This window comes from Lactiplantibacillus daowaiensis (assembly GCF_005405085.1).
Classification (GTDB): Bacteria; Bacillota; Bacilli; order Lactobacillales; family Lactobacillaceae; genus Lactiplantibacillus; species Lactiplantibacillus daowaiensis.
Map to the genome: position 1 here is coordinate 94,845 of NZ_BJDJ01000001.1, position 22,941 is coordinate 117,785.

Consider the following 22,941-nt stretch of genomic DNA (forward strand, 5'->3'; position numbering starts at 1 on the left):
TTTGGCAGTTTTAGCCAAACGTCTTTTTGTTATTTAGTTGTTGGTTGGCGCTGCAACAAGCGTACACCAGTAATCACCGTCGCAATCAAACAGATGACCAATGACACGATAAAGGCCACGCGCATCCCGGCAATAAAAATTTCCGGATGTGCTGGCAAATAAGACGTGACTTTATAGCCTGCGGTGTGACTCATCGCATCAAAGAGGACCGTCGTCGCCGCTGAAATCCCGATGACCATGCCAAGTTCACGTGCTAACGCATTAATACCGCCCGCAACCCCGAGGTCTTTAACCTCAACTGAACTCATCACGATCGAATTATTTGGTGCTTGAAAAATCCCATTACCAAGCCCGACCAAGCCGATAAAGAACATGAAGAACCATAATGGTGTCGTTAAATTCGAGACCATGTAACCAATCTGACTGATCGAGATGATCACTAAACCGATAAACGTCAACAGTTCTGGCCCAATCTTATCTGAAATCGCCCCCGCAATCGGAGCCACGATAACTTGCACGATGGGGAACGTCATTAAGGCATACCCCGCATAGTTGGCCGCCAACCCCCGCGCATTTTCTAAATAAAATGGTGAAATCACATTAAAGAAGAAGTTCGCCACAAAAATTAAAAACGCACACAAAATACTAATTGAAAACCGGGCATTCTTGAAAAGTTGTAACGCCAAGATTGGATGATCAAGGCGCAATTCTAACATCACAAAAGCAACCAAGGCCACTAATGCGACCGCAAATAAAGCTAGAATCGCCGGCTTAGCAAAGCCGATTTCTTGACCAATAAAAATGCCGGCAAATAAGGTGACCATCACAACCGCAAACAAACTCGCACCTGCTTTATCGATTGGCGAGTCGTTGGTCGTAATATCCTTTGGCAAAATCAATTGTCCCAAAATCATGGCAATGATCCCAACCGGGACGTTGATCCAGAAAATATAGCCCCAACTTAAATGCGCTAAAATCAAGCCACCAATACCTGGACCAGCGATACTGCCTAACGCCACAAAGGAGCCAATCATCCCCAAGGCCCGGCCTCGTTCTTGGAAGGGAAAGACTTCGGTAATAATCCCATTATTCGTGCTCATCGTCATGGCAGCCCCAACAGCTTGAATGACCCGCGCACCGAGTAACATCGCTAAGCCTGAATTAAACCCACAGAGCAAAGACCCAATCGTAAATAAAATCGAGCCAATTTTAAAAATCCGAATCTTACCGTATTTATCGCCTAACTTACCAAATAATAACAATAGCGCACAAATAATAATCAAATAGATTGAGACGACCCATTCGGCCTGATTCATCGGAATCGATAAATCTTTACTCATCACTGGTAAAGCGATGTTAACGATACTGCCGTCAAGCGTCGACATAAACGTAAATAGACACACCGCGACTAAGATCCACCAGCGGTGTTTTTGGATTTGCGGATCAGCCGCAAAAGATGGTTGTTTCATAAACTTACTGCTTCCTCTCTTTTTGAACAGTTTGTCGCAAAGCGGCAACCCAATCAGCTTGGGCTTGCGCCCGTACCTGCTGTAATTGATTGACCAATAAAGCATCGTGAATATCTTCGGCCAACATATGTGGATTGACTGCCAGTTGTTCGCGTTGCACAGCTAACCGTGTCAGTTGTCCCAATGCAAATTGATGATAATCTTGCAAGATGGTCGCCTGCTGATCAGCTGTGAATAGATGCAAAAAATTGAGTTTCATTTGAAACGTCAACTGGGTCTGCTTATTTAGCGCTACCGGTGCTAAGCCAATCGTCATAAACCGCTGGCGACCGGCTGGGGTGATCGTCGCGACTTTTTGTGGGCGCTTCGTCTCACCAGGCTCAAACGCCAAGGTCAACAATGACGCGGCAGCTAATTTGTCTAACAATGGATATAACGCACCAAAACTGATTGTGAGTTCCTGACCGACAACGGTCGTTAGTGCTTTACGTAACTGATAGCCAGTCATCGGATGATCCATCAACTGGCCTAAAATGAATAATTCGTACATATTTACCACCTAACTTTTAGTGCTTAACTAGTATATGTATCTTTTAGATATATTGCAAGCAAAAATGCTAACTAAAATCGCCGCGTCGTTTCCGAAACGTGCTATCATGGAACGATACAACACAAAGGGGGTTAGACCGATGAGTTCAATTATAGAAGACTTACAGCTGGCACAACGCCAAGCAAATCTCATCAATCTTTATCAAGCCGATAGTGAGGTCGTCTACACCGGCTATATCGATAGTCTGGCACCCGATGGCGTCGTTGTGAACACTTACGACGACGCGGGCTTGCAAGACGGCGCGGTCTTCATGCGCTACCGGGTGATCGATGAAGTTGAGACCATGAGTGAAGATTTAGACAACATGGCTTTTCGCATCGCCAATGCTGACCAGGCCGGCTTAAGCACCGTGCCGCAAACACCAGCACACTTTAATGCCCAACAAGCCGAGTTGACTCAGATTTTAGCCAACGCTTTAACGACCAAGCAAGTGATTTTACTAGTACTTGCTGACAGTGATAACTATTTAGAAGGTCAAGTCCAGTCATTAATGGAAGACCAATTCACGTTTCAAGCCTTTGACAAATTCAACTACAAAAATCATGCCAGCCAAACGATTGATAATGACGCCGTCGGTATTATCGAATTTCGCGGCAACGAATTAATGTTAGAAAGCGCCTATGTCAAAACTGACTTCACCCATCAAGATGCCATCAAAGCGACTGGCAAACGGGCTATCAATGATACTTTGACCCACGCTCAGGCCCAACAACAACTCGTTGCGATTGATTCGGCCGATGGTTCCGGGATGTTTTTCGTTGGTTTTGTGAATACGTTAAACGCTGACAGTGTCATCATTAATTTAGTTGATATGACTGGGCAATTTGGTGGCTACACGTTATGTCGCCGATCATTAATTGAATCGGTCACGATTCAATCTGACTACTTACAAACCATGCGCGGCTTCATTGAACTGAACCGCCAATACGAACTAAACGTGCAACCCGTCTTAAACGACGAACGGCTCTTTGATGGCACAACTGATTTATTTGAAAGTTTGATTCGCCAAGCTGGTAACTTTAATACGTTACTACACCTAACAACTAGTAATGCGCTATTACCCGCAATGACTGGCTATCCAGGTTCCTTGACGAATGGCCATTTCATCTTTTATAACGTTGAAGATGACAACCAAATTAATCGAGTCGGCACGTTAGTCGAACTCAATCAAGTCGTTGAATTATCTTTTGGCTATATGGATGCTTATTTATTAGAAAAACGTCTTAAAGATACTGGTAATTTATAGCCCTGACCAAAAAGAGGTCCTCACTCACTGAAAATGAGTTAGGACCTCTTTTTTGCTTTTCATAAAGTTGATAACTGCCGCAGTTGGCTACAAACAACCTTTTAACGGTCACCATTAAACTCATCCCATCATAAAGAAACCACCTGCTCAATTAACGAGCAGGTGGTTTCTTTTAGACTAACTTATTTTTTATCTTGATCGTACCGTTTTTCAACGTGATAGGTTTTACTGTCAGTTTGAGCTTGTTCCGTGGGAATGAGATCATCCGCATAAAAAATCGAATAACCATGATCCTCGTTTAGCGGTTTGGCAATTAAAATGCCCCGCTTACGACCTTGACGGGCATTATAAATATCCGCACTCCGGAGCGCTTCATTATAATCGTGGGATTCCGAAATGGCATCACCCGGATTGAATAAGACGTTTTCATCCATTGCTGATCACATCCTTTGGCTTGATAACTCTATTATACACACGTTACTAACAAACTAAAATTTTAAAGATTGATGTCTACATTATAAGTCAGCTTCGATAACGTTAACCCTTTGGTAATCAAGCGACCAATCAAGTTTTCAGCCTTGTCACGCATATCGGCGACCATCGCTTTGTCTTGTGTCGTCAAATAAGCCGTCAATTCATCGCCAGTCAATTTCGCCGCTTCGGCATCCGTCTTAGCCACAAATTGTGCTAATTCAATTCGACATTCCTTCAAGTAATCAATGTCGTCTCGCACGAAATCAGCATAATGTGATTCCACGATCATCGACAAAGTCCGGTATAACCAATAGGCACTCTTGCGGTCATACGTTAATGGCGTGTTGGCGAAACTAGGATCCGTTTCAGAAACATTGGCATGGAATGGCAAGAATGGTGCAAAGGCGGGCATCCCAAAGGTCATCCACATAATGGCACTTTGTTCAGCGGGCACATCGTTACGAATTTGCATCACGTGTGAGTTTTGGGTCCGGTTCATGGCAATTGGCCGGAACTTCTTGGCTTCAGGTGAATCCGTGAATGGATCATACTTAGTTTCGTTGTAGTGTGACCCTAAAACATATTCAACATCTGCGACTGAAATCTTTTTAGCCGCATGACAAATGAATGGGAGTTCACTTGATTGGGGATCTTGTTCGATTTCAGGATTGAAATAACGTTGGCCATACCAAACCCGTGGGGTATTGTAATGACGGTCTTTTTCGTTATCTGTCCCAAAGATGTGCCGGAAGTTAAACCCTTCCTTATCAGGATTCAAATGATGTTCGCTAACAAATTCTTGAATGCCATCTGACCACATGAAGTTTTCAGGTTCATCGAAGTCGACCCATTGAATGGCCACTTGATTTGCGGCAACAGCATACGCATCGTCTGGAATCCGTTGGGCAACCCAATGATGACCAGTGACGATTTCCATATACCAAACGTCATCTTTATCATTGAACAACACCCCATTACCTTCAGGCGAACCATACTTGGCAATCAGGTTACCTAAATATTCGACCCCACCACGGGCAGAATCAATAAAAGGTGTCACCATGGTTGGTAAGGAATCTTCCGCTAATCCGTTCTTGACGAATGGATCAAAAGTCAATGTATGTTCATTACCATAGACACTTTCCGTTGAAGAAACACCGACGTTCTTTTCGTTAAAGCCGTTTTCTTCAAAGACCCCTTTTTCAGCAACTTCAATATTAGGAACCGCTTGATAGCGATAGCCATCAGCTGGCAATGGCGCCGTAAAGCCATTCTTACCAGAAGTTAACGTTTCGTGCCGGCCGTGAACGGCTGGGTGCACGATAAATTTTTGTGGGGTAATTGGCATAAAGGTATCATCGTTACGGGCAATGATCGTCGAACCATCAACCGTCGCCTTTTTACCAACTAAAATGGTGGTACAAGCTTGTTCGTACATGCAAACAACTCCTCGATTTAAGTTTATGAATCCGTTTTACATTCTTAATTTTACACTGTCTAAAGGAAAATACTACCGTGGGTCCACGGCTAAACTCGAATTCTTACGTAATTTTAATCGCTTAGCGGTGGCTATTTCACGACTAAACCTTTAACCAGCGCATCAGTTTAGTCCCGTTCCATTAATTTCTTTAATGAATTATTCTTATTTTTAAAAAATCATCGCCACACTTTCTTCACAATTCGTTGTTATGATTTACTCATAGCAATTAAGGATTCCCCTCCAAGATTGCTACTATAACAATTAACATTCTTTTCATTTACTCCTCCAAAGTAATGAAATCCGTCAAAGCCAATAACTTTGACAAGCTTAATGAGCGGCATGTGAACGTCCCCCCGCTTATATGAATAAACGCTCATTAAGTTCTCAACATACGCCTCCCCAGCGTATGTTGACCTACTCCTTTTGACCTTCGTATTCCCGTACGAAGGTTTTTCGTTTCCCCAAAAACTTTCATTTTGCCTAACGCTTTAGCGTAATAATTCAAATACGACGTTTGGAAAAAAGCCACGCACCGACACCAACAAAAATGACTGCCCAGATCAATTTTCCCGCAGCTAACTGACCTAACGTTAAATGCGTCACATCCTGATAATCTCGATTGGCATACTGTTCCTGTAAACACATCATGTTAAACGGGTTCCACCGGGTCAAAAAAGTGACCGTTTTAAAGGTATTCAATACCAAGCTCGATAGCCCCTCACCCGAAAAGCACACGACAACACCGACTGAAATGGCAACAGCACTATTGTGACCGCTACTCGCCAACAAAAAGACCAACCCGATAATCATCAAACTGCCGTATAAATCCAACCCGGCATTGATACCGAGATTAGTCAACAACGATAACTGATGGTGATAACGCGCCAAGACGTTGAGCCTCGGATTAAAAATCAACTGCAAGCCTAGTGTTACTAACACCGTCAGGATATGTAACAACAAACTATAGCTTAGAATCAATTCAAACTTAGTCAGGTAAACTTGCCAACGACTTTTAGCCTGCACCGCGAGTTGTTTGATCGTGCCATACTCGAATTCCATCGACACACAGCTCGCGGCAACAACGATTAGCAACATCATCAACCATTGAAATCCCACGTATGCCGACGCCACATTAAACCGCTGGTCGCTCAACGTTGACTGGGTCGTGGTTATTGCAATGCCACTCATCAGTAGGATTAACAAAACGATACACCCCCAAGTACTCCGTTTTGCACGCAACTTCAAACATTCTAATCGCAATAACTTCATTCAAGCTCACCCCTCACTGATTGTCCCAATTGGCGCAACAAGATCGTTTCTAAATCAACTGCTTGCTCACCAATATAGGTGAATTGAACCCCTTGCGCGATTAATCCCGCCAACAACGGGGTTAGAGACGTTACTCCCATAACCACTAGTCCGTCTGCTTGTTGAGAACAAGCATAATGATGCCGTTGCAACCAAGTGAGCGCTTGGGCATCAGCCGTTGTCTGCAGTACTAACTTCTGCTGCTGATTTTGCTGCAAGTCTTGCATCGCTGTCTGCAAAACCACCCGGCCATGGTCGATCACCATGACCGTGTCGATGACTTTTTCTAACTCACTTAAAATATGACTAGAAATTAAAAAAGCCATCCCTTGCTGTGCCAATCGTTTCATCAAGTCCCGTAATAACTTAACCGATTGTGGGTCCAAGCCATTCATCGGTTCATCTAAAATAACCAGTTTAGGCTTGGTCACCAACGCCATTGCAATCCCCAGCTTCTGCCGCATCCCCAATGAATAATGCTTAACGGTCTGATGGATATAAGCCGACATTTGCAAGGCTGCAATGACCCACTTAAGCTGGCTTTCGTTTTTAGTCACTAGTTGTAACTGTTGCCACCCGGTTAAAAATGGATAAAGGGCGGGATTTTCAATCAAGGCACCAACATTGTCTGCCAACACGGCATGGTGTTGCGGCGTGACGCGTTCATTAAGCAGCGTAATGGTGCCTTGATTAACCTTTACCAGTCCTAACATGGCCTTCATAATCGTCGTTTTGCCAGCACCATTAGGCCCAATCACTCCCATGATTTGCCCGGCCTTCATTGAAAAATTGACATGCTTCAAAACCACATGTCGCCCATAATGTAATGTCACGTCTTGAACCATCACCAGTTTGGTTTGATCCGTTTTCAATATTGTCATCCCCTTTTCACGACTAATTTCAGCATACACGCTTAACACTGGCTAAAACGGACTGCTAGAGATTATAGCTTGTCATTTTTCGGGCTTAATCTTATGCTAGAGAAGCTAGCAATCCTATTATCACAACGAAAACGAGGGATGATCTATGAGTACCGTCACCTTAGGCGCAACTTTAAAACAACTTCGACAACAACAACAATTGACCCAAACGACCCTTGCCGAGCAACTACACGTTTCACGTCAAACCATTTCGAGTTGGGAAACTAATCGAAATCAACCTGATTTAGAGACGCTACAAACCTTGGCAACTTTCTATCAATGTTCTATTGATGACTTATTAACTGGTTCCCGCAAGCAACCCGCCGTAGCCGCGACACCGACCATCAATCATTGGGCCTACCTGGCGTTGGCCATTTTAGTCGTTGAACGCGTCACGCAATTCTCCACAGCAGCGGGCTTTCTTTGGATCGACTTCATGCTAGCTTCACTACTGGCCGTGGTAATTGGGACGACATTAAGTCAGCATCACAACGTTGCCCATCGTACCGCGATAACTTTACTAAGTTTTGCCAGTTGGGGCCTTCTGGCACTCGTTAGTGGCACGATTAATCTAGCATCAATGGGCTTTGGCTTAATGACGACTTGCCAAGTTTGTGGCTTGATCATCTTAGTCAAAACCGGTCTCAGTTATCGTGCTTATCGAAAAACGCCTTAATGCCTTAAAGTTTCGCAGTAGTTGCGAGTACACAAAAAGACGCGACCGATTCTTGTCAGGCGCGTCTTAATTTGATTTATTTTAATTACGACCGGTTTTAGCGGGTACGGGTCAACCGGTCCCATTTACCTAAATAGCCCAAATGATACAGATGTTGATGTTGATACTTCACCATCGCTGGATCTGAACTGCGATTTTCTAACGCGAACCAGCCTTTGCGATTATAACGACGCACCGTCATTTTCAACGTATGGGCCTGTTTACCCCGACCCTGCGTTAAATAAGCTACTTTGCCTTTAAGCTGAATCTTCAACATATCATGATGATAACGCTTGACCCAAGTGCCACGTGCCGCCACTGGCAAAGTGGCCTTTTTAGCTTGGACTGGCGTGACCAAGACCGCCAATATCAACATGAACCCCAATAGACTTAGCCCAATCTTTTTCATTTTTATCCCCTCCAGTGATGATTATACCTAAAAATCGGCCGGTGCTAAATGCGCCCAATAAAAAAGCGTCTCCACACCAGTCCTGATGCGAAAACGTCAATACAATTTAGCCAAACATCATCGGCGCTATTACCAACCCAGTCGCTAACACTTGGCGTCTTAAGCCTTCATCATCAATCTTGCCAGCTTGAACATCAGCTTGTACTTGTCGATAGATGGCTAACAAGCTCGCCGGTAACTCGTGATGATGCACATAATATTCCGACATACCATGCGACAAGGTAGTGACAACTTGGGCGTAGGACTGATCATCATCTGCCAATCCAGCCGCTGCTGCCAGCAATAAGGCCTTTAGCTCGGCATCGGCCATCACTTTTGGTTCATCATACGCCGCACTCATTTGGTGCATCAACGTTGCGGTTAATTGTTCTGTTTCAGCTTGACTCATTGCCATGTTAATCCCCTCAATTTTCCCAATCATGGACACCTTTTAAATTGACCTAATTCTACGCTAATTTTAGTCCTTGTCAATCAGTTTTAACCTTACATTTGACCCTGATGTCAGTCAGATTAAACCCTACCATTCCCCTAACAAACAGCTTATAATTAACTCATCAAATAAAAAGGTGGGACCCGATATAGAAGGATACTTAGATCAACGTTTAATTGGCCAGCGCTTTACACTCACAACGACTGACTTAATGGATGGTGTGACCTTTTTTGGTATCTTCTATCATTTACGGGCCACGGTATCACTCCACGTTGGGGACCTAGTGGAAGTTACCGCCGCCGATGCCCATGGCCTGATGGTCACTGTCATCGAACGCCGCCGTTAGGGGGATTGCATCATATGTTCGCATTAATTATCGGCATCATTATTCTGCTACTCATTATCAGTTTGGTCATGGCATCTATTCGCATCATTACACAACCAAATCAAGGGGTCGTCTTGACCTTCGGGAAGTTTGAACGGGTGTTGAGTTCCGGCATTCACTTCATCAAACCTTATATTTCACGCGTCATCGTAGTCAACACGGCCCAAACACCCGTCGACTTAGATCAACAAGTCGTGATCACTAAGGATAACGCTGAAATCTCAGTCAAGATTTCCCTTAAATACCATGTCACGAATATCGAAGACTTTGTCTTTAAAAATGAAGACTCCGTGCGCAGTATGATTCAAGATACACGGGCAGCTTTGCGGGGGATTATTGGGAACAAAGAACTCAACGAAGTCCTAAACGGCACCCAAGAAATCAACGCCGCGTTATTTAAGGAAATTTCTTCGGTCACCGCCGGTTATGGTTTAAACGTCGACCGGGTCAATATTGACTCCGTTAACCCTTCTGCCGATATCCAAGCATCGATGAATAAGTTACTGCAAGCAACGCGGGAACGGGATGCGACGATTGCGACCGCTGAAGGGAAAAGTAAATCGATCACCTTGGAAAATGAAGCCAATAACCGCGCCTTACTTGCGACTAACAAGGCCCAAAATGAGGCCCTGGTGAATAGTGCGAAAGCCAAAGCGACCGCAGTCCAAACAGAAGCCGATGCTGACGCTTATCGAACACGCATCTTAAATGACGCGTTAAGCCAATCATCTGAAAACTACTTCATCTTCCAAAACACCGAAGCCGTTAAAGCCTTAGCAAATGGCGACGCAAATACTGTTGTCTTACCTAACCAAACTTTAGACAGTCTCGGTTTGATTCCGGCACTTAAAAAAGTCAGTCAGCTGACCAAATAACGATAACGCGGTCCCCACAAAGGGGCCCGCGTTTTTAATTTTGGTGCCTTAACTAACACAGCTTTAGACTTGTGATTCAAGTCAAACCGCCTTAAACTCAAAGCCACTTTTAAGTTTGGGGGCGGTCAGATGCAACTTATTAGACCAATCATTTTTTATAAGACCATGCGTTTTTGGGTTGAATTGCTGTTTGTTTGGGTCGTCTTTGCCGGTTATCCGCGCATTTATGCGACCGCTGGCGATGTCATTGCGTATGGACTGATTTTGATTCTAAGTTTAGCCACTATTTTTAGCACCATCATCAAACGCGTCAAACATTGAATTTAAGCCACCATCAGCAATTGATTGGTGGATTTTTACAATTTCAGACCGTAAAGCCCACTGATTTATCTATGGGATATAAGGTCGAAAGCCTACTCATACAGACAAAACATTAGCACTATGGAGTGGGTTTGATAGCGTTTTCTAATAATCGGAAGTGCTATTTCTATACCGGCTTTTGTGTCATTAGATTCATAAAAATGATACAATATATATTATGAAAACCAATAAGACAGACGACTACATTAATCCTAAATATAAAAATGTCTACCGACATACACGTACCACAGTAAGTTTGTTGAACTATCACTTTGTTTTCACACCACACTACCGTAGGAAGATATTTGCCATACCCGGAGTTGGCGAACGTGTTGAACAGCTCATTCGTGAAAAGAGTTCTGCACTGGATGTTGAAATTCTTAATTTCACAGCCAACGTGGATCATGTGCATTTGTTTGTTAATATGCCGCCAACACAAGGTATTCCACAATACATGCACGCAATCAAAGGATACTCATCTAAAGTAATTCGTGAAGAATTCCCACAGTTGCAAGCTATGGCAGCCTTATGGACGCGTAGCTACTTCGTATCTACTGCTGGAAATATCGCTAGTTCAACTATTCAAAACTATATCGATAATCAAAAAAAATCAGAATATAAAAGGAGGACGTAAATCATGGATGGGTCAAAGCAAGTCGCGGTCTTGGAACTTCAGTTAATCACTAATAAATATCAAGCTAGATTTCTAAACGAGTTGCTTTGGCAACACTATGACTACTATCGAGCAATTGTCAAATATGCTAATCATCAAATAAAGTATTTGCGACGTAATCGTGACTATCAACGGCTGATCAAGCTAAAACGTTCATGGAAATTAAAGCGGACTAAACAACCGACCAAAGCCAATAAAAAGATTGTCAATGATCGTCTAAAAGTGATTATGCAAGCTTACGGGCTTGATTCAGACCAAGGTAGTAAGCAACGCCACTCAATTGGATTCAATGGTTTTGTGAAACACCACGTTAATCCAAGATTTAAGGGGCTAATGTCAGTTGCTATGCAAGCAATCATCACCGATGTCTGGCAAGGAATTGATAAAGTTCTATACCAAGGTTCCAGACAACTGCATATTAAACGATTTACGCAATTCACTATTAAGTCGAAACAATGGAATACGCAGTTCGCAATGGATTTAAATCACCGTATATTCCACTTCAAACGTGGTAAGCATCGTTTTAAAACCGCTAGATATCAAGCTTATGAACGTGAGGTTTTGTTTAGTGAATATCGACAATTAAAGTATATTCGTCTGATTCAAATTGCTGGTAATACCCATACTAAATATGCAATTCAAATCACTTATGGTGGCTTGCCACCACGGAAACGACGGACAACACGAGCATCTAGCCCGGTAGGACTTGATATTGGCCCATCGACTTTTGCTTATTATCACCACGATAAGGTGAACTTAAGCGTGCTTAACCCGTTCTTTGGTGATGATACGTCTAAGATCAAACAACTCCAACGTCAGATGACACATTCACAAGTCGAAAATAATCCTGATGCTTTTGAACTCACTGCTAACGGCAAACTCAAGTACATTAAGGGTCACAAAGTACGTCGCACCAATAACTATAAGAAATTGCGTCGTAAATTGAACTACTTGTATCGGTTGAAATCTAACCATCGTAAATACTATTTTGAAACACTCTCAAATGAATTAGTAGCATTAAGCCGTGATATCCGTATGGAGAAGGTTTCCGTAGCTGGTTGGCAAGCGGGCTTGTTTGGATCATCTATCACCAACCAAGCCCCTAGTCAATTAATGGCGATCATTAAACGAAAACTCGCGTTATTTGGCTATGAACCAGTATTAATAAACACTGTCAAAGCTAAGTTAAGTCAGTATCAGCACGATACCAAACAATATTACCAAGCCAATTCAGATCTAGATCATCGTGCTAAGAAAATCAACATGAATGGTACTGAATATAATGCGCAACGGGATGTCTACAGTGCTTTTCTAGCAACTAAAGTATTAGATGACTGCACAATCTCTGATATCTCCAATGATGAATTCAGACATTTTCTGATTAACCAAGAACAAATGGTTGATCGTATCAAAGCAGAAGACAACATGATACTTGAATCCATGGGAATAAGTTATCACTACGCGATTTCATAATCGACAATTTTAACGTCATTGTCGACGAAAACAGCAAGTGGTGCAGAAACGTTCCACGCCCGTTTGGACAAAAATGTTCTGTCGGTGGCAGCTGCCATATTGAAGTCTACGATGGTGTCGCAAGGCACTAGACGTGGTATTCGGGTCAAAGTCCCGTTAACTCATTGAGAGGCTATGTCCGGAACTGGGTTAAACCCCAACTTCCAAGGAGTAGTTAACGCTTCAATGTGCTTTGTTGCAGTTACCACCCAAGAACCCCACTGCTTTAGCGGTGGGAGTTTCAGAACTATTATCCCGCAATTAACTGTGCTATATTGAACTTAATTGGAGGTAATCGTTAAATGAAAAAATTGGGGATTATGGGTCTCATGGCAGTTGCGGGGGTCACGCTGATCGTGAGTCAACCGTGCTTAAGTCAAGCCAGCCAGATACCACAAACACTTAAAACATACAAAACTAAACCAACGTTTTTACCATTAAACGCCGGCAACACTTACTTATGGAACGCCAGTCATACTGCCCATACTGGGAATTTAAAGGCTTATCAAACCACCACGCTCACGGCAACTAAAAAAGTCACGATGACCGTTAACGGTGAAACTCAGACTTACTATGCGGTAAAAAACACGCGCAAAAAACTTGCGGGTTATGTCCTAGCAAGCCAAGTCGTTGCGGGTCATTATGTCAAAGGTGGCTTTTATAGCTATCCAACTAAGGGGATCTTGTTATCAACCGTCCGTTACCGCACTGGTGACGACGCCACGCAAACCAGCCTGTTCGGGGTTAAAACCAAAGCTTCCCTAAAGCCCTACACCAAGCACCCGAGTTTAGCCCAGATGAAAAAAACATTGACCTTCTACAATCAAAATCAAAAAAATAAGAATCTGCCTACGATTCTTAAGTGGCGCGCAGCTTCGGGGGTCCGGGTCGCTATGGACGACGTTTGGACGACCACCAATAGCGCCGATATCGTTAAAGTCCCCATGTTAGAAATGTTCGTTGGCGATAAAGCGGGCCATTCGTGGGCTGATAAAGCGACCTACAAAATCTCAGCGGACTTAGCCGCCCTTAATGGTAAGCCGAAAAAGACTTATGGGACTGCGATGACTTATACGGTGCCATTTGACGGGTTATATTACAACTTCCCATCAACGACCGCCACTTACGTCATGGCGGCCACTAATATGGACTTAAAACACCTTTACCAAACCGGTTATGGTCCCAAACACAATTTGGCACTGATCGATCTTGATGGGCATCCACGCTATGTCGCCACTAAAAATATCTTGAGTATCGCCAATACCAAGCCGCAGCTTAAACATGGCATTTGGTATACCACGCAAGACCCAACCAAGACGTCCGTCAAACGACTGAAAACTAGTCGTAGCAAATACTATCGCGTGGCTAGTGAAAATGGCTTTATCCAATATCACTACACTAAGGGGAGTTGGCAACCACAATACTCAATTATTTTTGATCGTAACGACCGCGTGGTACAAGTCAAACTTACTAAAGCGACCGGTACTTTGGCTGATATGCAACTTAGCAGGACCAGTCAAACCATCGCTAAAACCACGACAAACAACGCGAAGTTATTAGCTTATCTTTACAAACCGGTCAGTTACTATACGAAAGCCGCACACTGACTTTAACCGCCCAGCAACTGCTGTGGCGGTTTTTTCGAACTTTTAAAACACTCTACTTCGGTTCCAAATCTCGTTAGGGTACAATTGAACTGTGCATTATATAATAGTTTTAATTTTCGGAGGCGATCATTTTGCAACAGCCTTGGCAAACCGCGTGGCCAGAACGCATCAGTTACGGCCTCAGTGACGCGGCTGATAACTTAGTTTTTCAAATGATGACCACGTACCTGTTATTTTTCTATACGGACGTTTACGGCCTTTCAGCGAGTGCGGCGGCAATTTTATTCATTGTTGCGCGCCTAGCCGATGTGGTTGAAAGTCTAATTATTGGGCTTATGATCGACCGGACCCATTCACGCTTTGGGAAAAGCCGCCCGTTCTTTCTCTGGTACGCCTTACCTTATGTGATTTTCGCCGTTCTGACCTTTGTCACCCCTAATTTTGGTAGTACCGGCAAACTCATTTGGGCTTATGTAACCTATCTAGGACTTGGATTCTTTTACACCGCCGTCAACTTGCCGATCACGTCGATTTTACCGACAATGTCGCAAAACGAACAAGAGTTGACGCTACTAGGGGTCATCCGCCAGTTCTTTGGGAGTTCGGTTCAAATCATCGTGGCGGTCTTTACGTTGCCACTGGTTGCCTTCTTCGGGCGTGGCAATCAACAGCACGGCTTTTTATACACGATTATCTTATTTGGGATTATCTCATTAGCGCTAATTCTTAATACCTTTTTCCAAGTGCGCGAACGATTCAGTCAGCCAGAAGCCGACCATCAGCCATTAAAAGATGTTTGGCAGATGCTCAAAAAGAACCAACCATGGCTGATTATCTCAGTCGTGATCTTGCTTTATTGGTTAACGACTGCCATCAAGAATCAAACCACGATTTATTACTTTAAATATTTACAACACAGTGAAAGCTTGGTGCCAATCGTCAATGGCTTCACCTTTGCCGCATTGATCGGTGTGGTCTTAATCGTTAGCACCGCCAAGCGCATTGGTAAAAAGCAAACGATGTTGACCGGGATCGCAATCGCCACCGTTGGTCAATTGATTTTGGCTTTCGGCGCGATGAACCAACAATTACCTTTGATCTTCACCGGGACCTTTATCAATTCGATCGGTAACGGCCTCATTATCGGCTTAGTCTCTATTATGATTGCTGATACGATCCGTTATGGCATGACCATGGGCATTCAAGCCGAAGGTATCTTAGCCTCCACTGATGATTTTGGCGTCAACGTTGGTTTAGGTTTAGGTGGACTGGTCACAGCGGGACTCTTCCATCTATCCGGGTACGTCGCCAATCATCAACAAAACGTCGCCACCCAACAGATGATTACCTTAAACTACGCTTGGTTACCGTTGATTTTATATCTCATCATGTTCGTCGTTTTACTATTTTATAATGAAAAACAACTCATGACGGCAGTCAATACGCATATGCAAGCTAAAGTTTAAGCCGTTGGCAAGAATTAAATACACAAAAAGCCGTTGCCGAAAATAAATTCGACAACGACTTTTATTTTATCTACAAGTTCATAAGAAAAGCCGACCGGAGTCGACTTTTCCTGATTCAATAATCAGCTAAATTACTTAGCTTCTGGAGTCATGAACCAGCCAATACGTGATGAAACAACATCAACGATAGCTTTCTTACCAGGAGCCAATAACTTACGAGGATCGTAGCCTTTACCGATTTGGTCTGCGCCAGATTCGATGTAAGCACGGGTTGCGTTAGCAAAAGCAACTTGGTTTTCGGTGTTAACGTTAACCTTGCTGATACCTAACTTAACAGCCTTAACGATTTGTTCCTTAGGAATACCAGAACCACCGTGTAATACCATTGGCATGTTAACGGCTTCTGAGATTTCTTGTAAACGATCGAAGTGTAAGCCAGTCCAGTTTTCTGGGTACTTACCATGGATGTTACCAATACCAGCAGCTAAGATGTCGATACCAGTGTCAGCTAATTGCTTAGCTTCTTCAACTGAAGCTAATTCACCTTCACCGATGATACCGTCTTCTTCACCACCAATTGAACCAACTTCGGCTTCAACAGAGATGCCTTTAGCATGAGCCAATTTGACGATTTCCTTAGTCTTTTCTAAGTTTTCAGCAAATGGTAAGTCATGGCCATCAAACATAACTGATGAGTAACCAACTTCGATACATTCTTTAGCAGCTTCGTAGTTACCATGGTCTAAGTGCATTACAACAGGAACAGTGATGTTCATGCTTTCCATAGTATCAGCAACTAAATGCTTAACTAATTTGTAACCGCCCATATATTTAGCAGCACCCATTGAAACTTGGATAATAACTGGTGTGTTAGTATCTTGGGCACCCTTTAAGATGCAACGAGTCCATTCAAGGTTGTTAGTGTTGAACGCACCAATAGCGTAATGGTTCTTGTATGCGTCTTGTGTCATATCAACAGCATTTACAAATGACATAAAAATAACCCTCCTAGGTTAATTAAGAGATACGATTTTTGAATCACATTCATTTTAGCACACTTTACCTAGGAGTGATAACCGATTTTGCGATATTTATTAACGAAGCTAACCCGCTAGATTGCAGGAGTCGCTAAGGTCTTTCAGATGTAATCGCTTTCTATTATATAAATATTTTTATTACCGGCTCGTTCGTTCGGTAGCCAACCACAAGTTTAACTACAGTTTACTTTGTGAACTGAATAACATGATGCTACTGTATCAGCTTTGTAAACGTTTTCAAAAGTTTCACAATTATTCCTTGATACGCCAACGTTTTAGGCTGATATCGAAATCAAATTGTCACTTAAAAGTTTTCATTTACATTTGTGAAGAAGTGGTTATAATAGAACATGTGAAATAAACAACAAGACTTATTCGCTTGGGAGGAACCACTCGATGTTGAAAGAAATTGATGAAAAAACTGAAGTTAAGCAATCAATCGATCGTTTAGTGTTAAACGCCTCTTTGGCTGCCAATCGCTTGGAAGTCATGGACCAAGACCAAATTGATGCTGCCGTCACTGCCTTAGCCCATGCTGCCCACGCAGCTCGTGGGATGCTAGCTGCCATGGCGATTGAAGAAACCGGTCGCGGCAACTATCGCGATAAAGTCGCTAAAAATGACTTTGCCGCTAGAAATGTCTACGATTTTATTAAGGATGACAAAACGGTTGGTATCATTAACGATGACCCCGTTAGTGGCATCACCAAAGTTGCCGAACCAGTTGGAATCATTGCCGGGGTAACACCGGTCACTAATCCCACGTCGACGGTCATCTTTAACGCGATGTTAGCTTTAAAGACGCGTAATCCAATCATCTTTGGCTTCCATCCCTTTGCCCAAAAGTCTTGTGTTGAAACCGGCCGGATCATTCGCGATGCCGCCATCGCTGCTGGGGCGCCTAAAGACTGGATGCAATGGATTCAAAAGCCTAGTCTGGCCGCCACGGATGCCTTGATGAACCATAAAGGTGTCGCCACGATTATTGCGACTGGTGGTTCTGGCATGGTCAAATCCGCTTATTCCACTGGTAAACCAGCATTAGGCGTTGGGCCTGGTAACGTGCCTTGCTTCATCGAAAAAACAGCCGATATCAAGCAAGCCGTTAATGACGTCATCGTCTCGAAGTCTTTTGATAACGGGATGATCTGTGCGTCAGAATCTAACTTGATCGTCGATGACAGTATTTATGACCAAGTTAAAGCTGCCCTCAGTGCCAACGGCGTTTACTTCACCAAGCCTGAAAACGTCAAAGCGTTAGAGAAAACCGTCATGAACTTGGAAAAGCAAGCCGTCGATCCAAAAGTCGCCGGTCAAACCCCATGGCAAATCGCCAAGTGGGCTGGCTTTGATATTCCAGCGGATACGAAAGTTTTAGCCGTTGAAATTCCAGATATCGGTGGTGACCAACCCCTTTCACGTGAAAAGTTGTCGCCAGTTTTGGCTGTCGTACATGCCAAAGACACTAAGGCCGGCTTTAACTTAATGAAACGGAGTTTATCACTCGGTGGCTTAGGTCATACCGCGACCTTGCACACGACCGACGAAACTGTCATGACTGATTTTGCGCTGGAAATGACCGCATGTCGGGCCTTGATCAACGTGCCATCATCACAAGGTGCGATTGGGTTCAAATACGATAACGTTGCGCCTTCCTTGACTTTGGGTTGTGGCACTTGGGGCCATAACTCGATTTCGCACAACTTAGAAGATTGGGACCTCTTAAATATCAAGACCGTTGCCAAACGATTACACAAGATTCGTTAAACCTTTTAAAGATGTCTAGTATTGCCGCCAAATAAAGGCGCCGCTACGCAGCAAGTGATTCTTGCTCGTAACGGCGCCTTTTTAGGTTATATTTTTTTGAATTTAAACGCATCACTAACATGATCCGGCCGATATAAGATCCAGCGCCCGATACTCCACGTTAAGTAAGCGACGATCGGTCCCATTAAAGTACTTTGATACCACGGCACTGATTCAGAATAATTGTTCGTCACTAATTGTAATAACAACGTTCCGAAGCTGGAAAAGCTAATGGCAACAGTTAAGTACGCAATCACGAGCCACAAGAAGAGTTGGCGACATTTGGGAAAAACGAGGTAATCGCCCATATTTTCTAGGGACAAGTGCTCAAATGCGACTCGTCCTAAATAGATCAAGCCAATAATGATGATTAATGACACCACGACAAAGACACTAAAGCCGGTCCAGGTTGATTGATCAATATTGCCTAACCAAGCGACTCGCCAGAGCTTAACGCGAAATACATCGGCAACAATATTTGAAGCCCCTTCTACTAAGAAAATCAAGCTCCCAATAAAAATCACGGTCGTTAAAGCACTCGCCACGACTTGACCCAGGATCAGGCCCCAAGTTGCCGTAATCATTAACATCGCCACTAAAAATAATAATTGACTGATCAAATAGCGTAAATCAGTCCCCCAGTTTAAGTTATAAACGGCAGTTGGCCGCTTAATCAAGCGCAATAAGCCCAAGAAAAGCACTTGCATCCCAATATACCCCACCACGACTGTCTCAATTAACAAGCGGACCTTTTGCCGATAAATTTGGCGCCGGGTGACCGGTAAAGCGAACAAGTAGTGATTAAAGTCAGTATGGTTATCCCAAGCAAAGACCAACCACCCTAAGATCGTCGTCGCTAGAAAGGCCACCATCAACATCGTAATATCACTATTAGACGCCACGTAACCAGTATTGGTGAATAACCGACTTTGGCTGTGGACTAAATCGGTCGCGGCCTTGATGCCGGCAACTAGCATCACGATTAAGGTGGTGGTAAATGCCGCGCGATACCGGCGCCACAAGAGTTGCCGTAAAGTTTGCTGTGTCATAATTGTTGCCCCCATCTAAGATAATAAGTCGTAATCATGTTCATCCGTCAAGTTCGCCATAAACAAATCAGTCAATGACAATGGTAGTGCTTCTTGAAAGACTGGTTCCGTCGCCGCCAAAGCAGCTTGGAGTGCCGGGGTGAAGTCTTCAAAAACAACCACGATCACCCGTCCAGATACACTCACGATGCGGCCATGTTCTCGCAATAAAGCTGGAATTTGTTTTTCGCGATAGACCAACTGCAACTTTCGGGCTTGGGCCCGCATCGTTTCCAGCTGATAATCATGAATAATGTGACCATCTTTTAACATAATCGCGCGGTCAATAATGCCTTCTAGTTCACTCAAGTTATGCGATGCAATCATAATCGCCCGATTACCATTCGCCACTTCATCGATCAAGATACTCAAGACGTTCTTACGAATGATGACGTCTAATCCATCTAACGGTTCATCTAAAAACAAATAGGGTGCAGCGGTCGAGACACTCAAAATGATTGTAAACAAACCAAACATCCCTTTAGAAAAATGGCGAAGTTTCCGGTCAACGGGTAATTGATACCGGGTCATCAAGCGGTCAAACTTCGCCTGGTCAAATTTGGGATAGGTTGCTTGATAAAACCACGCGATTTGTTTAGCGGTCGCGGTTTTAAAAAAGGTCGCTTGTGGATCCACAAAGCTCAATTGTTGCCGTAATTCCGGTTGGGTGACCACTACTTGACCATCGACCAACACTTGGCCGTCGTCTGGTAAATACTGACCATTGATCGTTCGAAATAGTGTCGTTTTGCCGACCCCATTACGACCAATGATCCCCACGATCTGCCCTGGTTGGATTTCAAAATTCAAGGCCGCTAATGTGGCTTGCTGATTAATTTGTTTACTTAGATTAACAATGTTTAAGCTCATGGCTCGGATGCCTCCATTTGTGTCAGCCAGTTCTTTAGACTAGCAATTGTAATGCCGGCTTGCGCGGCTTGTTGGACTAATTGGCTTAGCTGTTGTCGGACCACCGTTTGGGTCTCTAACGTCGTGGCGACATTGACATAGCTGCCCTTACCCGGTATGGTTCGGATCACTTGTAAGGTTTCAAGTTGCTTATAAGCTTTACTAACAGTGTTTGGATTCAATAAATGCTGCTTGGCCATCTCGCGTACCGAAGGCAATTGATCCCCCGGTTGCAAGATACCATGGGCCAGATCTTGTTGGATACCCGTCACTAGCTGTGCGTAGTACGGTTGTCCACTCTGGCGATCAATGACGACCATCATATCAGCTCCCAACTGTGCGCTACTGTATTACGGTGTATTATATCAGGCTAGTACAGTTTGGGCAATCAAAATCAACAAAAAAAGATTCAACGCCAGTGATCACGTTGAATCTTGCTAATACCATTATTTACGTCGTAATTCGCGGGCCGCATATTCCATGACGCCCATTAATAACAATAAGCTGATTGGAAAGGCCACCACACTGACCATTAAGTTCGCCGTAATTTCAAAGAAGTAAAAGATCACTGCTAAAACCAAAATTGCCGCAATTAACATGCCAGTATCCACTTTCGCCCAGTGCTTAATCATCGGTACAACCCCGTTTCGATTTATTTGTCGTACCGAGTGTAACACGAACACTATCAGTTTATCCGGGGACCGCGTAAGAATTCCATTAGAAATCTTTTAATGTTGAAAGCGATTAACTAGGTGCTAAACCAGCAACCGGGTCATCGTCGTGACAGCTAGCCGGCCATCGTGGGCTAATGGTAAAAAGAGTTGATCGCCATCTTCAAAGCCTAGCTTTGTCCAAAAGGCTTTCACGCCAGTATCGGCCGTCACCCGTGTCAGTTGTAAACAGTGAATATTACTTTGCAACGCTGCTTGCATGAGACCAGTCATAATCACACTACCAACCGTTTTACGTTGATAAGGTGCCCCCACCATTAATAAGCCAATAAATAGGAAGTCTTGTTCTGGATATTGATTTAATAAGTCGACAACGGCCACCAAATGATCCGCCAAGTAAAATCCAAAGACTTGCTTTTGATCAGCGCTAACTTGATCAGGATGGCCCGTCAAGTCATCATGAATTTCCGCTAAGGTCAATTCACCCGCCCCTAAAGTGGTCCGATAATCAGGATTGCTTTTTTCTAACTCAAATAAAGCTTGTTGATCCGCATCGGTTAACAAACGGATCTTAAAGTTTGGTAAGTTTGCTTGTAGAGCTGATAATTTCATCTTGTCTGCCTCGTTTCCGTCCAAATTCATCATCGGCCATTATACCAGAGAATACCGGTTAGTTGCTTGTCGGAACAAAGTCAAAAAATCCCCGGTGGACAAAATGGTCAACGACATGTCGTTTTTTAAGCGAACATGCTATACTTAAGTTGTGAATTCGTTTACAAATACGTGAATTCAGTAATCTTAAAGAAAATGGGTGACTACTATGCCAGCACAATCTGCCGAACAATTATGGAAAGATTTTAACGAAACCACCGATACCAACGGGGCTTCTTATCAAACGCGTTGGTTTGGTGACCAAAACCAACCGGCCCAAGTCCAAGCCTTAACGGATGCTATCTTAGCTGGTCAGAAAACTGCCACGACCACCCCACTCGATAGTTATACTGCCGAACAAGTGGCCATTCCACAAGTCGGTGACTATAACGTCTTATTAAATGGTGAGATGAAACCAGTGGCCGTCTTAAAGACTGTCGTTTCAGAGCTCATCCCGTTTTACCGCATCTCTGCGGAACATGCTTATCACGAAGGTGATGGCGACCGCAGTATTGGCAATTGGCGGGAAATCAAAACAACCGAATTCACCCCAGCCCTAGAAGAACATGGCCATAACTTGGGACCTGATACCCCAATGGTCAGCGAAGTCTTTGAAATCGTCTACCGCGCGGATTAATATATGATGACAACGGCCTGAGACTTTGTCTTGGGCCTTTTTTGTCGAGTGTGAAGGCGGGTGGGAGTTTCTGAGCATTAGCCTAGCTAGGGGATTATCGCGGTGGATTTTCCGCGATGGTCACCTAGCGTAGCTAAGCGGAAGAA

General features: G+C 43.8%; 26 protein-coding genes. 11 read left to right on the forward strand and 15 right to left on the reverse strand.

Features of this window, described 5'->3' with window-relative positions:
- Positions 1 to 29 precede the first annotated feature (29 nt).
- Both FFM75_RS00440 and FFM75_RS00445 read right to left on the reverse strand, forming a co-directional pair.
- Entirely contained in the window at positions 30 to 1,469 is a 1,440-nt protein-coding gene (locus FFM75_RS00440; RefSeq protein ID WP_137627220.1) for an MFS transporter, read from the reverse strand.
- A gap of 4 nt (positions 1,470 to 1,473) precedes the next feature.
- Entirely contained in the window at positions 1,474 to 2,019 is a 546-nt protein-coding gene (locus FFM75_RS00445; protein WP_137627221.1) for a PadR family transcriptional regulator, read from the reverse strand.
- A gap of 139 nt (positions 2,020 to 2,158) precedes the next feature.
- On the opposite strand from FFM75_RS00445, the gene FFM75_RS00450 reads away from it, so the two are divergent.
- Positions 2,159 to 3,325, forward strand: a complete 1,167-nt coding sequence (locus FFM75_RS00450; RefSeq protein ID WP_137627222.1) for a hypothetical protein — start codon at positions 2,159 to 2,161, stop codon at positions 3,323 to 3,325.
- 182 nt (positions 3,326 to 3,507) lie between these two features.
- On the opposite strand, the gene FFM75_RS00455 is transcribed toward FFM75_RS00450, so the two are convergent.
- From FFM75_RS00455 to FFM75_RS00470, 5 genes are all read right to left on the reverse strand, one after another.
- Positions 3,508 to 3,759: a hypothetical protein gene (locus FFM75_RS00455; RefSeq protein WP_137627223.1), complete on the reverse strand. Its 252-nt coding sequence runs from the start codon at positions 3,757 to 3,759 to the stop codon at positions 3,508 to 3,510.
- Between the two features lie 62 nt (positions 3,760 to 3,821).
- Entirely contained in the window at positions 3,822 to 5,234 is a 1,413-nt protein-coding gene (locus tag FFM75_RS00460) for a C69 family dipeptidase (protein WP_137627224.1), read from the reverse strand.
- 248 nt (positions 5,235 to 5,482) lie between these two features.
- Entirely contained in the window at positions 5,483 to 5,617 is a 135-nt protein-coding gene (locus FFM75_RS14100) for a hypothetical protein (RefSeq protein WP_263390543.1), read from the reverse strand.
- A gap of 160 nt (positions 5,618 to 5,777) precedes the next feature.
- Entirely contained in the window at positions 5,778 to 6,545 is a 768-nt protein-coding gene (locus FFM75_RS00465; protein WP_137627225.1) for an ABC transporter permease, read from the reverse strand.
- Entirely contained in the window at positions 6,542 to 7,456 is a 915-nt protein-coding gene (locus FFM75_RS00470) for an ABC transporter ATP-binding protein (protein ID WP_171001398.1), read from the reverse strand. The genes FFM75_RS00465 and FFM75_RS00470 overlap by 4 nt, the downstream gene beginning before the upstream one ends.
- Positions 7,457 to 7,610: 154 nt before the next feature.
- Here FFM75_RS00470 and FFM75_RS00475 point away from each other — a divergent pair, with 154 nt between their 5' ends.
- The gene (locus FFM75_RS00475; RefSeq protein WP_137627227.1) at positions 7,611 to 8,180 is read left to right on the forward strand and encodes a helix-turn-helix transcriptional regulator; all 570 of its coding nucleotides are present in this window, start codon (positions 7,611 to 7,613) and stop codon (positions 8,178 to 8,180) included.
- A gap of 97 nt (positions 8,181 to 8,277) precedes the next feature.
- Here FFM75_RS00475 and FFM75_RS00480 read toward each other — a convergent pair whose 3' ends face one another.
- Both FFM75_RS00480 and FFM75_RS00485 read right to left on the reverse strand, forming a co-directional pair.
- Complete coding sequence (locus FFM75_RS00480; RefSeq protein ID WP_137627228.1) at positions 8,278 to 8,628, reverse strand: hypothetical protein; 351 nt, start codon at positions 8,626 to 8,628, stop codon at positions 8,278 to 8,280.
- 106 nt (positions 8,629 to 8,734) lie between these two features.
- Positions 8,735 to 9,082: a bacteriocin immunity family protein gene (locus FFM75_RS00485; protein WP_171001399.1), complete on the reverse strand. Its 348-nt coding sequence runs from the start codon at positions 9,080 to 9,082 to the stop codon at positions 8,735 to 8,737.
- Positions 9,083 to 9,254: 172 nt separating this feature from the next.
- On the opposite strand from FFM75_RS00485, the gene FFM75_RS00490 reads away from it, so the two are divergent.
- The 7 genes from FFM75_RS00490 to FFM75_RS00520 all read left to right on the forward strand — a co-directional run bounded on the left by FFM75_RS00490 (position 9,255) and on the right by FFM75_RS00520 (position 15,996).
- On the forward strand, positions 9,255 to 9,464 hold the full coding sequence (locus FFM75_RS00490; protein ID WP_223876578.1) for a hypothetical protein: 210 nt from the start codon (positions 9,255 to 9,257) through the stop codon (positions 9,462 to 9,464).
- Positions 9,465 to 9,478: 14 nt separating this feature from the next.
- Entirely contained in the window at positions 9,479 to 10,378 is a 900-nt protein-coding gene (locus FFM75_RS00495) for an SPFH domain-containing protein (RefSeq protein WP_137627230.1), read from the forward strand.
- Positions 10,379 to 10,507: 129 nt separating this feature from the next.
- Positions 10,508 to 10,699 (forward strand): hypothetical protein, encoded by a 192-nt coding sequence (locus FFM75_RS00500; protein ID WP_137627231.1) that lies wholly within the window; start codon positions 10,508 to 10,510, stop codon positions 10,697 to 10,699.
- A 217-nt stretch (positions 10,700 to 10,916) separates the two neighbouring features.
- Positions 10,917 to 11,372, forward strand: a complete 456-nt coding sequence (gene tnpA / locus FFM75_RS00505) for an IS200/IS605 family transposase (protein ID WP_137627232.1) — start codon at positions 10,917 to 10,919, stop codon at positions 11,370 to 11,372.
- Positions 11,373 to 11,375: 3 nt separating this feature from the next.
- A complete protein-coding gene (locus FFM75_RS00510; protein ID WP_137627233.1) occupies positions 11,376 to 12,884 on the forward strand; it encodes a hypothetical protein in 1,509 nt (502 codons plus the stop codon).
- Positions 12,885 to 13,225: 341 nt separating this feature from the next.
- The gene (locus FFM75_RS00515; protein WP_137627234.1) at positions 13,226 to 14,530 is read left to right on the forward strand and encodes a hypothetical protein; all 1,305 of its coding nucleotides are present in this window, start codon (positions 13,226 to 13,228) and stop codon (positions 14,528 to 14,530) included.
- A gap of 131 nt (positions 14,531 to 14,661) precedes the next feature.
- Positions 14,662 to 15,996: an MFS transporter gene (locus tag FFM75_RS00520; RefSeq protein WP_137627235.1), complete on the forward strand. Its 1,335-nt coding sequence runs from the start codon at positions 14,662 to 14,664 to the stop codon at positions 15,994 to 15,996.
- Positions 15,997 to 16,127: 131 nt separating this feature from the next.
- Here FFM75_RS00520 and fba read toward each other — a convergent pair whose 3' ends face one another.
- Entirely contained in the window at positions 16,128 to 16,991 is an 864-nt protein-coding gene (gene fba, locus FFM75_RS00525; RefSeq protein WP_137627236.1) for a class II fructose-1,6-bisphosphate aldolase, read from the reverse strand.
- A gap of 438 nt (positions 16,992 to 17,429) precedes the next feature.
- Here fba and FFM75_RS00530 point away from each other — a divergent pair, with 438 nt between their 5' ends.
- A complete protein-coding gene (locus FFM75_RS00530) occupies positions 17,430 to 18,800 on the forward strand; it encodes an aldehyde dehydrogenase family protein (protein ID WP_137627237.1) in 1,371 nt (456 codons plus the stop codon).
- Between the two features lie 86 nt (positions 18,801 to 18,886).
- Here the strand turns inward: FFM75_RS00530 and FFM75_RS00535 are convergent, their stop codons facing one another.
- From FFM75_RS00535 to FFM75_RS00555, 5 genes are all read right to left on the reverse strand, one after another.
- Positions 18,887 to 19,888, reverse strand: coding sequence for an acetoin ABC transporter permease (locus tag FFM75_RS00535; RefSeq protein WP_137627238.1), 1,002 nt, complete (start codon positions 19,886 to 19,888; stop codon positions 18,887 to 18,889).
- Between the two features lie 15 nt (positions 19,889 to 19,903).
- The gene (locus tag FFM75_RS00540) at positions 19,904 to 20,797 is read right to left on the reverse strand and encodes an ATP-binding cassette domain-containing protein (RefSeq protein ID WP_137627239.1); all 894 of its coding nucleotides are present in this window, start codon (positions 20,795 to 20,797) and stop codon (positions 19,904 to 19,906) included.
- On the reverse strand, positions 20,794 to 21,159 hold the full coding sequence (locus FFM75_RS00545; protein ID WP_414672086.1) for a GntR family transcriptional regulator: 366 nt from the start codon (positions 21,157 to 21,159) through the stop codon (positions 20,794 to 20,796). The genes FFM75_RS00540 and FFM75_RS00545 overlap by 4 nt, the downstream gene beginning before the upstream one ends.
- A gap of 123 nt (positions 21,160 to 21,282) precedes the next feature.
- Positions 21,283 to 21,468, reverse strand: a complete 186-nt coding sequence (locus tag FFM75_RS00550) for a hypothetical protein (protein WP_137627240.1) — start codon at positions 21,466 to 21,468, stop codon at positions 21,283 to 21,285.
- Positions 21,469 to 21,591: 123 nt separating this feature from the next.
- Positions 21,592 to 22,119: a GNAT family N-acetyltransferase gene (locus tag FFM75_RS00555; RefSeq protein ID WP_137627241.1), complete on the reverse strand. Its 528-nt coding sequence runs from the start codon at positions 22,117 to 22,119 to the stop codon at positions 21,592 to 21,594.
- A gap of 208 nt (positions 22,120 to 22,327) precedes the next feature.
- Here FFM75_RS00555 and FFM75_RS00560 point away from each other — a divergent pair, with 208 nt between their 5' ends.
- Positions 22,328 to 22,795, forward strand: coding sequence for an ASCH domain-containing protein (locus tag FFM75_RS00560; RefSeq protein ID WP_137627242.1), 468 nt, complete (start codon positions 22,328 to 22,330; stop codon positions 22,793 to 22,795).
- The last annotated feature ends 146 nt before the right edge of the window (positions 22,796 to 22,941 follow it).

Coding starts and splice junctions, on each gene's coding strand:
- FFM75_RS00440 (WP_137627220.1), bottom strand. CDS start 1,469: ATGAAACAACCATCTTTTGCGGCTGATCCGCAAATCCAAAAACACCGC.
- FFM75_RS00445 (WP_137627221.1), bottom strand. CDS start 2,019: ATGTACGAATTATTCATTTTAGGCCAGTTGATGGATCATCCGATGACT.
- FFM75_RS00450 (WP_137627222.1), top strand. CDS start 2,159: ATGAGTTCAATTATAGAAGACTTACAGCTGGCACAACGCCAAGCAAAT.
- FFM75_RS00455 (WP_137627223.1), bottom strand. CDS start 3,759: ATGGATGAAAACGTCTTATTCAATCCGGGTGATGCCATTTCGGAATCC.
- FFM75_RS00460 (WP_137627224.1), bottom strand. CDS start 5,234: ATGTACGAACAAGCTTGTACCACCATTTTAGTTGGTAAAAAGGCGACG.
- FFM75_RS14100 (WP_263390543.1), bottom strand. CDS start 5,617: ATGCCGCTCATTAAGCTTGTCAAAGTTATTGGCTTTGACGGATTTCAT.
- FFM75_RS00465 (WP_137627225.1), bottom strand. CDS start 6,545: ATGAAGTTATTGCGATTAGAATGTTTGAAGTTGCGTGCAAAACGGAGT.
- FFM75_RS00475 (WP_137627227.1), top strand. CDS start 7,611: ATGAGTACCGTCACCTTAGGCGCAACTTTAAAACAACTTCGACAACAA.
- FFM75_RS00480 (WP_137627228.1), bottom strand. CDS start 8,628: ATGAAAAAGATTGGGCTAAGTCTATTGGGGTTCATGTTGATATTGGCG.
- FFM75_RS00485 (WP_171001399.1), bottom strand. CDS start 9,082: ATGGCAATGAGTCAAGCTGAAACAGAACAATTAACCGCAACGTTGATG.
- FFM75_RS00495 (WP_137627230.1), top strand. CDS start 9,479: ATGTTCGCATTAATTATCGGCATCATTATTCTGCTACTCATTATCAGT.
- FFM75_RS00500 (WP_137627231.1), top strand. CDS start 10,508: ATGCAACTTATTAGACCAATCATTTTTTATAAGACCATGCGTTTTTGG.
- tnpA (WP_137627232.1), top strand. CDS start 10,917: ATGAAAACCAATAAGACAGACGACTACATTAATCCTAAATATAAAAAT.
- FFM75_RS00510 (WP_137627233.1), top strand. CDS start 11,376: ATGGATGGGTCAAAGCAAGTCGCGGTCTTGGAACTTCAGTTAATCACT.
- FFM75_RS00515 (WP_137627234.1), top strand. CDS start 13,226: ATGAAAAAATTGGGGATTATGGGTCTCATGGCAGTTGCGGGGGTCACG.
- fba (WP_137627236.1), bottom strand. CDS start 16,991: ATGTCATTTGTAAATGCTGTTGATATGACACAAGACGCATACAAGAAC.
- FFM75_RS00530 (WP_137627237.1), top strand. CDS start 17,430: ATGTTGAAAGAAATTGATGAAAAAACTGAAGTTAAGCAATCAATCGAT.
- FFM75_RS00535 (WP_137627238.1), bottom strand. CDS start 19,888: ATGACACAGCAAACTTTACGGCAACTCTTGTGGCGCCGGTATCGCGCG.
- FFM75_RS00540 (WP_137627239.1), bottom strand. CDS start 20,797: ATGAGCTTAAACATTGTTAATCTAAGTAAACAAATTAATCAGCAAGCC.
- FFM75_RS00545 (WP_414672086.1), bottom strand. CDS start 21,159: ATGATGGTCGTCATTGATCGCCAGAGTGGACAACCGTACTACGCACAG.
- FFM75_RS00550 (WP_137627240.1), bottom strand. CDS start 21,468: ATGATTAAGCACTGGGCGAAAGTGGATACTGGCATGTTAATTGCGGCA.
- FFM75_RS00555 (WP_137627241.1), bottom strand. CDS start 22,119: ATGAAATTATCAGCTCTACAAGCAAACTTACCAAACTTTAAGATCCGT.
- FFM75_RS00560 (WP_137627242.1), top strand. CDS start 22,328: ATGCCAGCACAATCTGCCGAACAATTATGGAAAGATTTTAACGAAACC.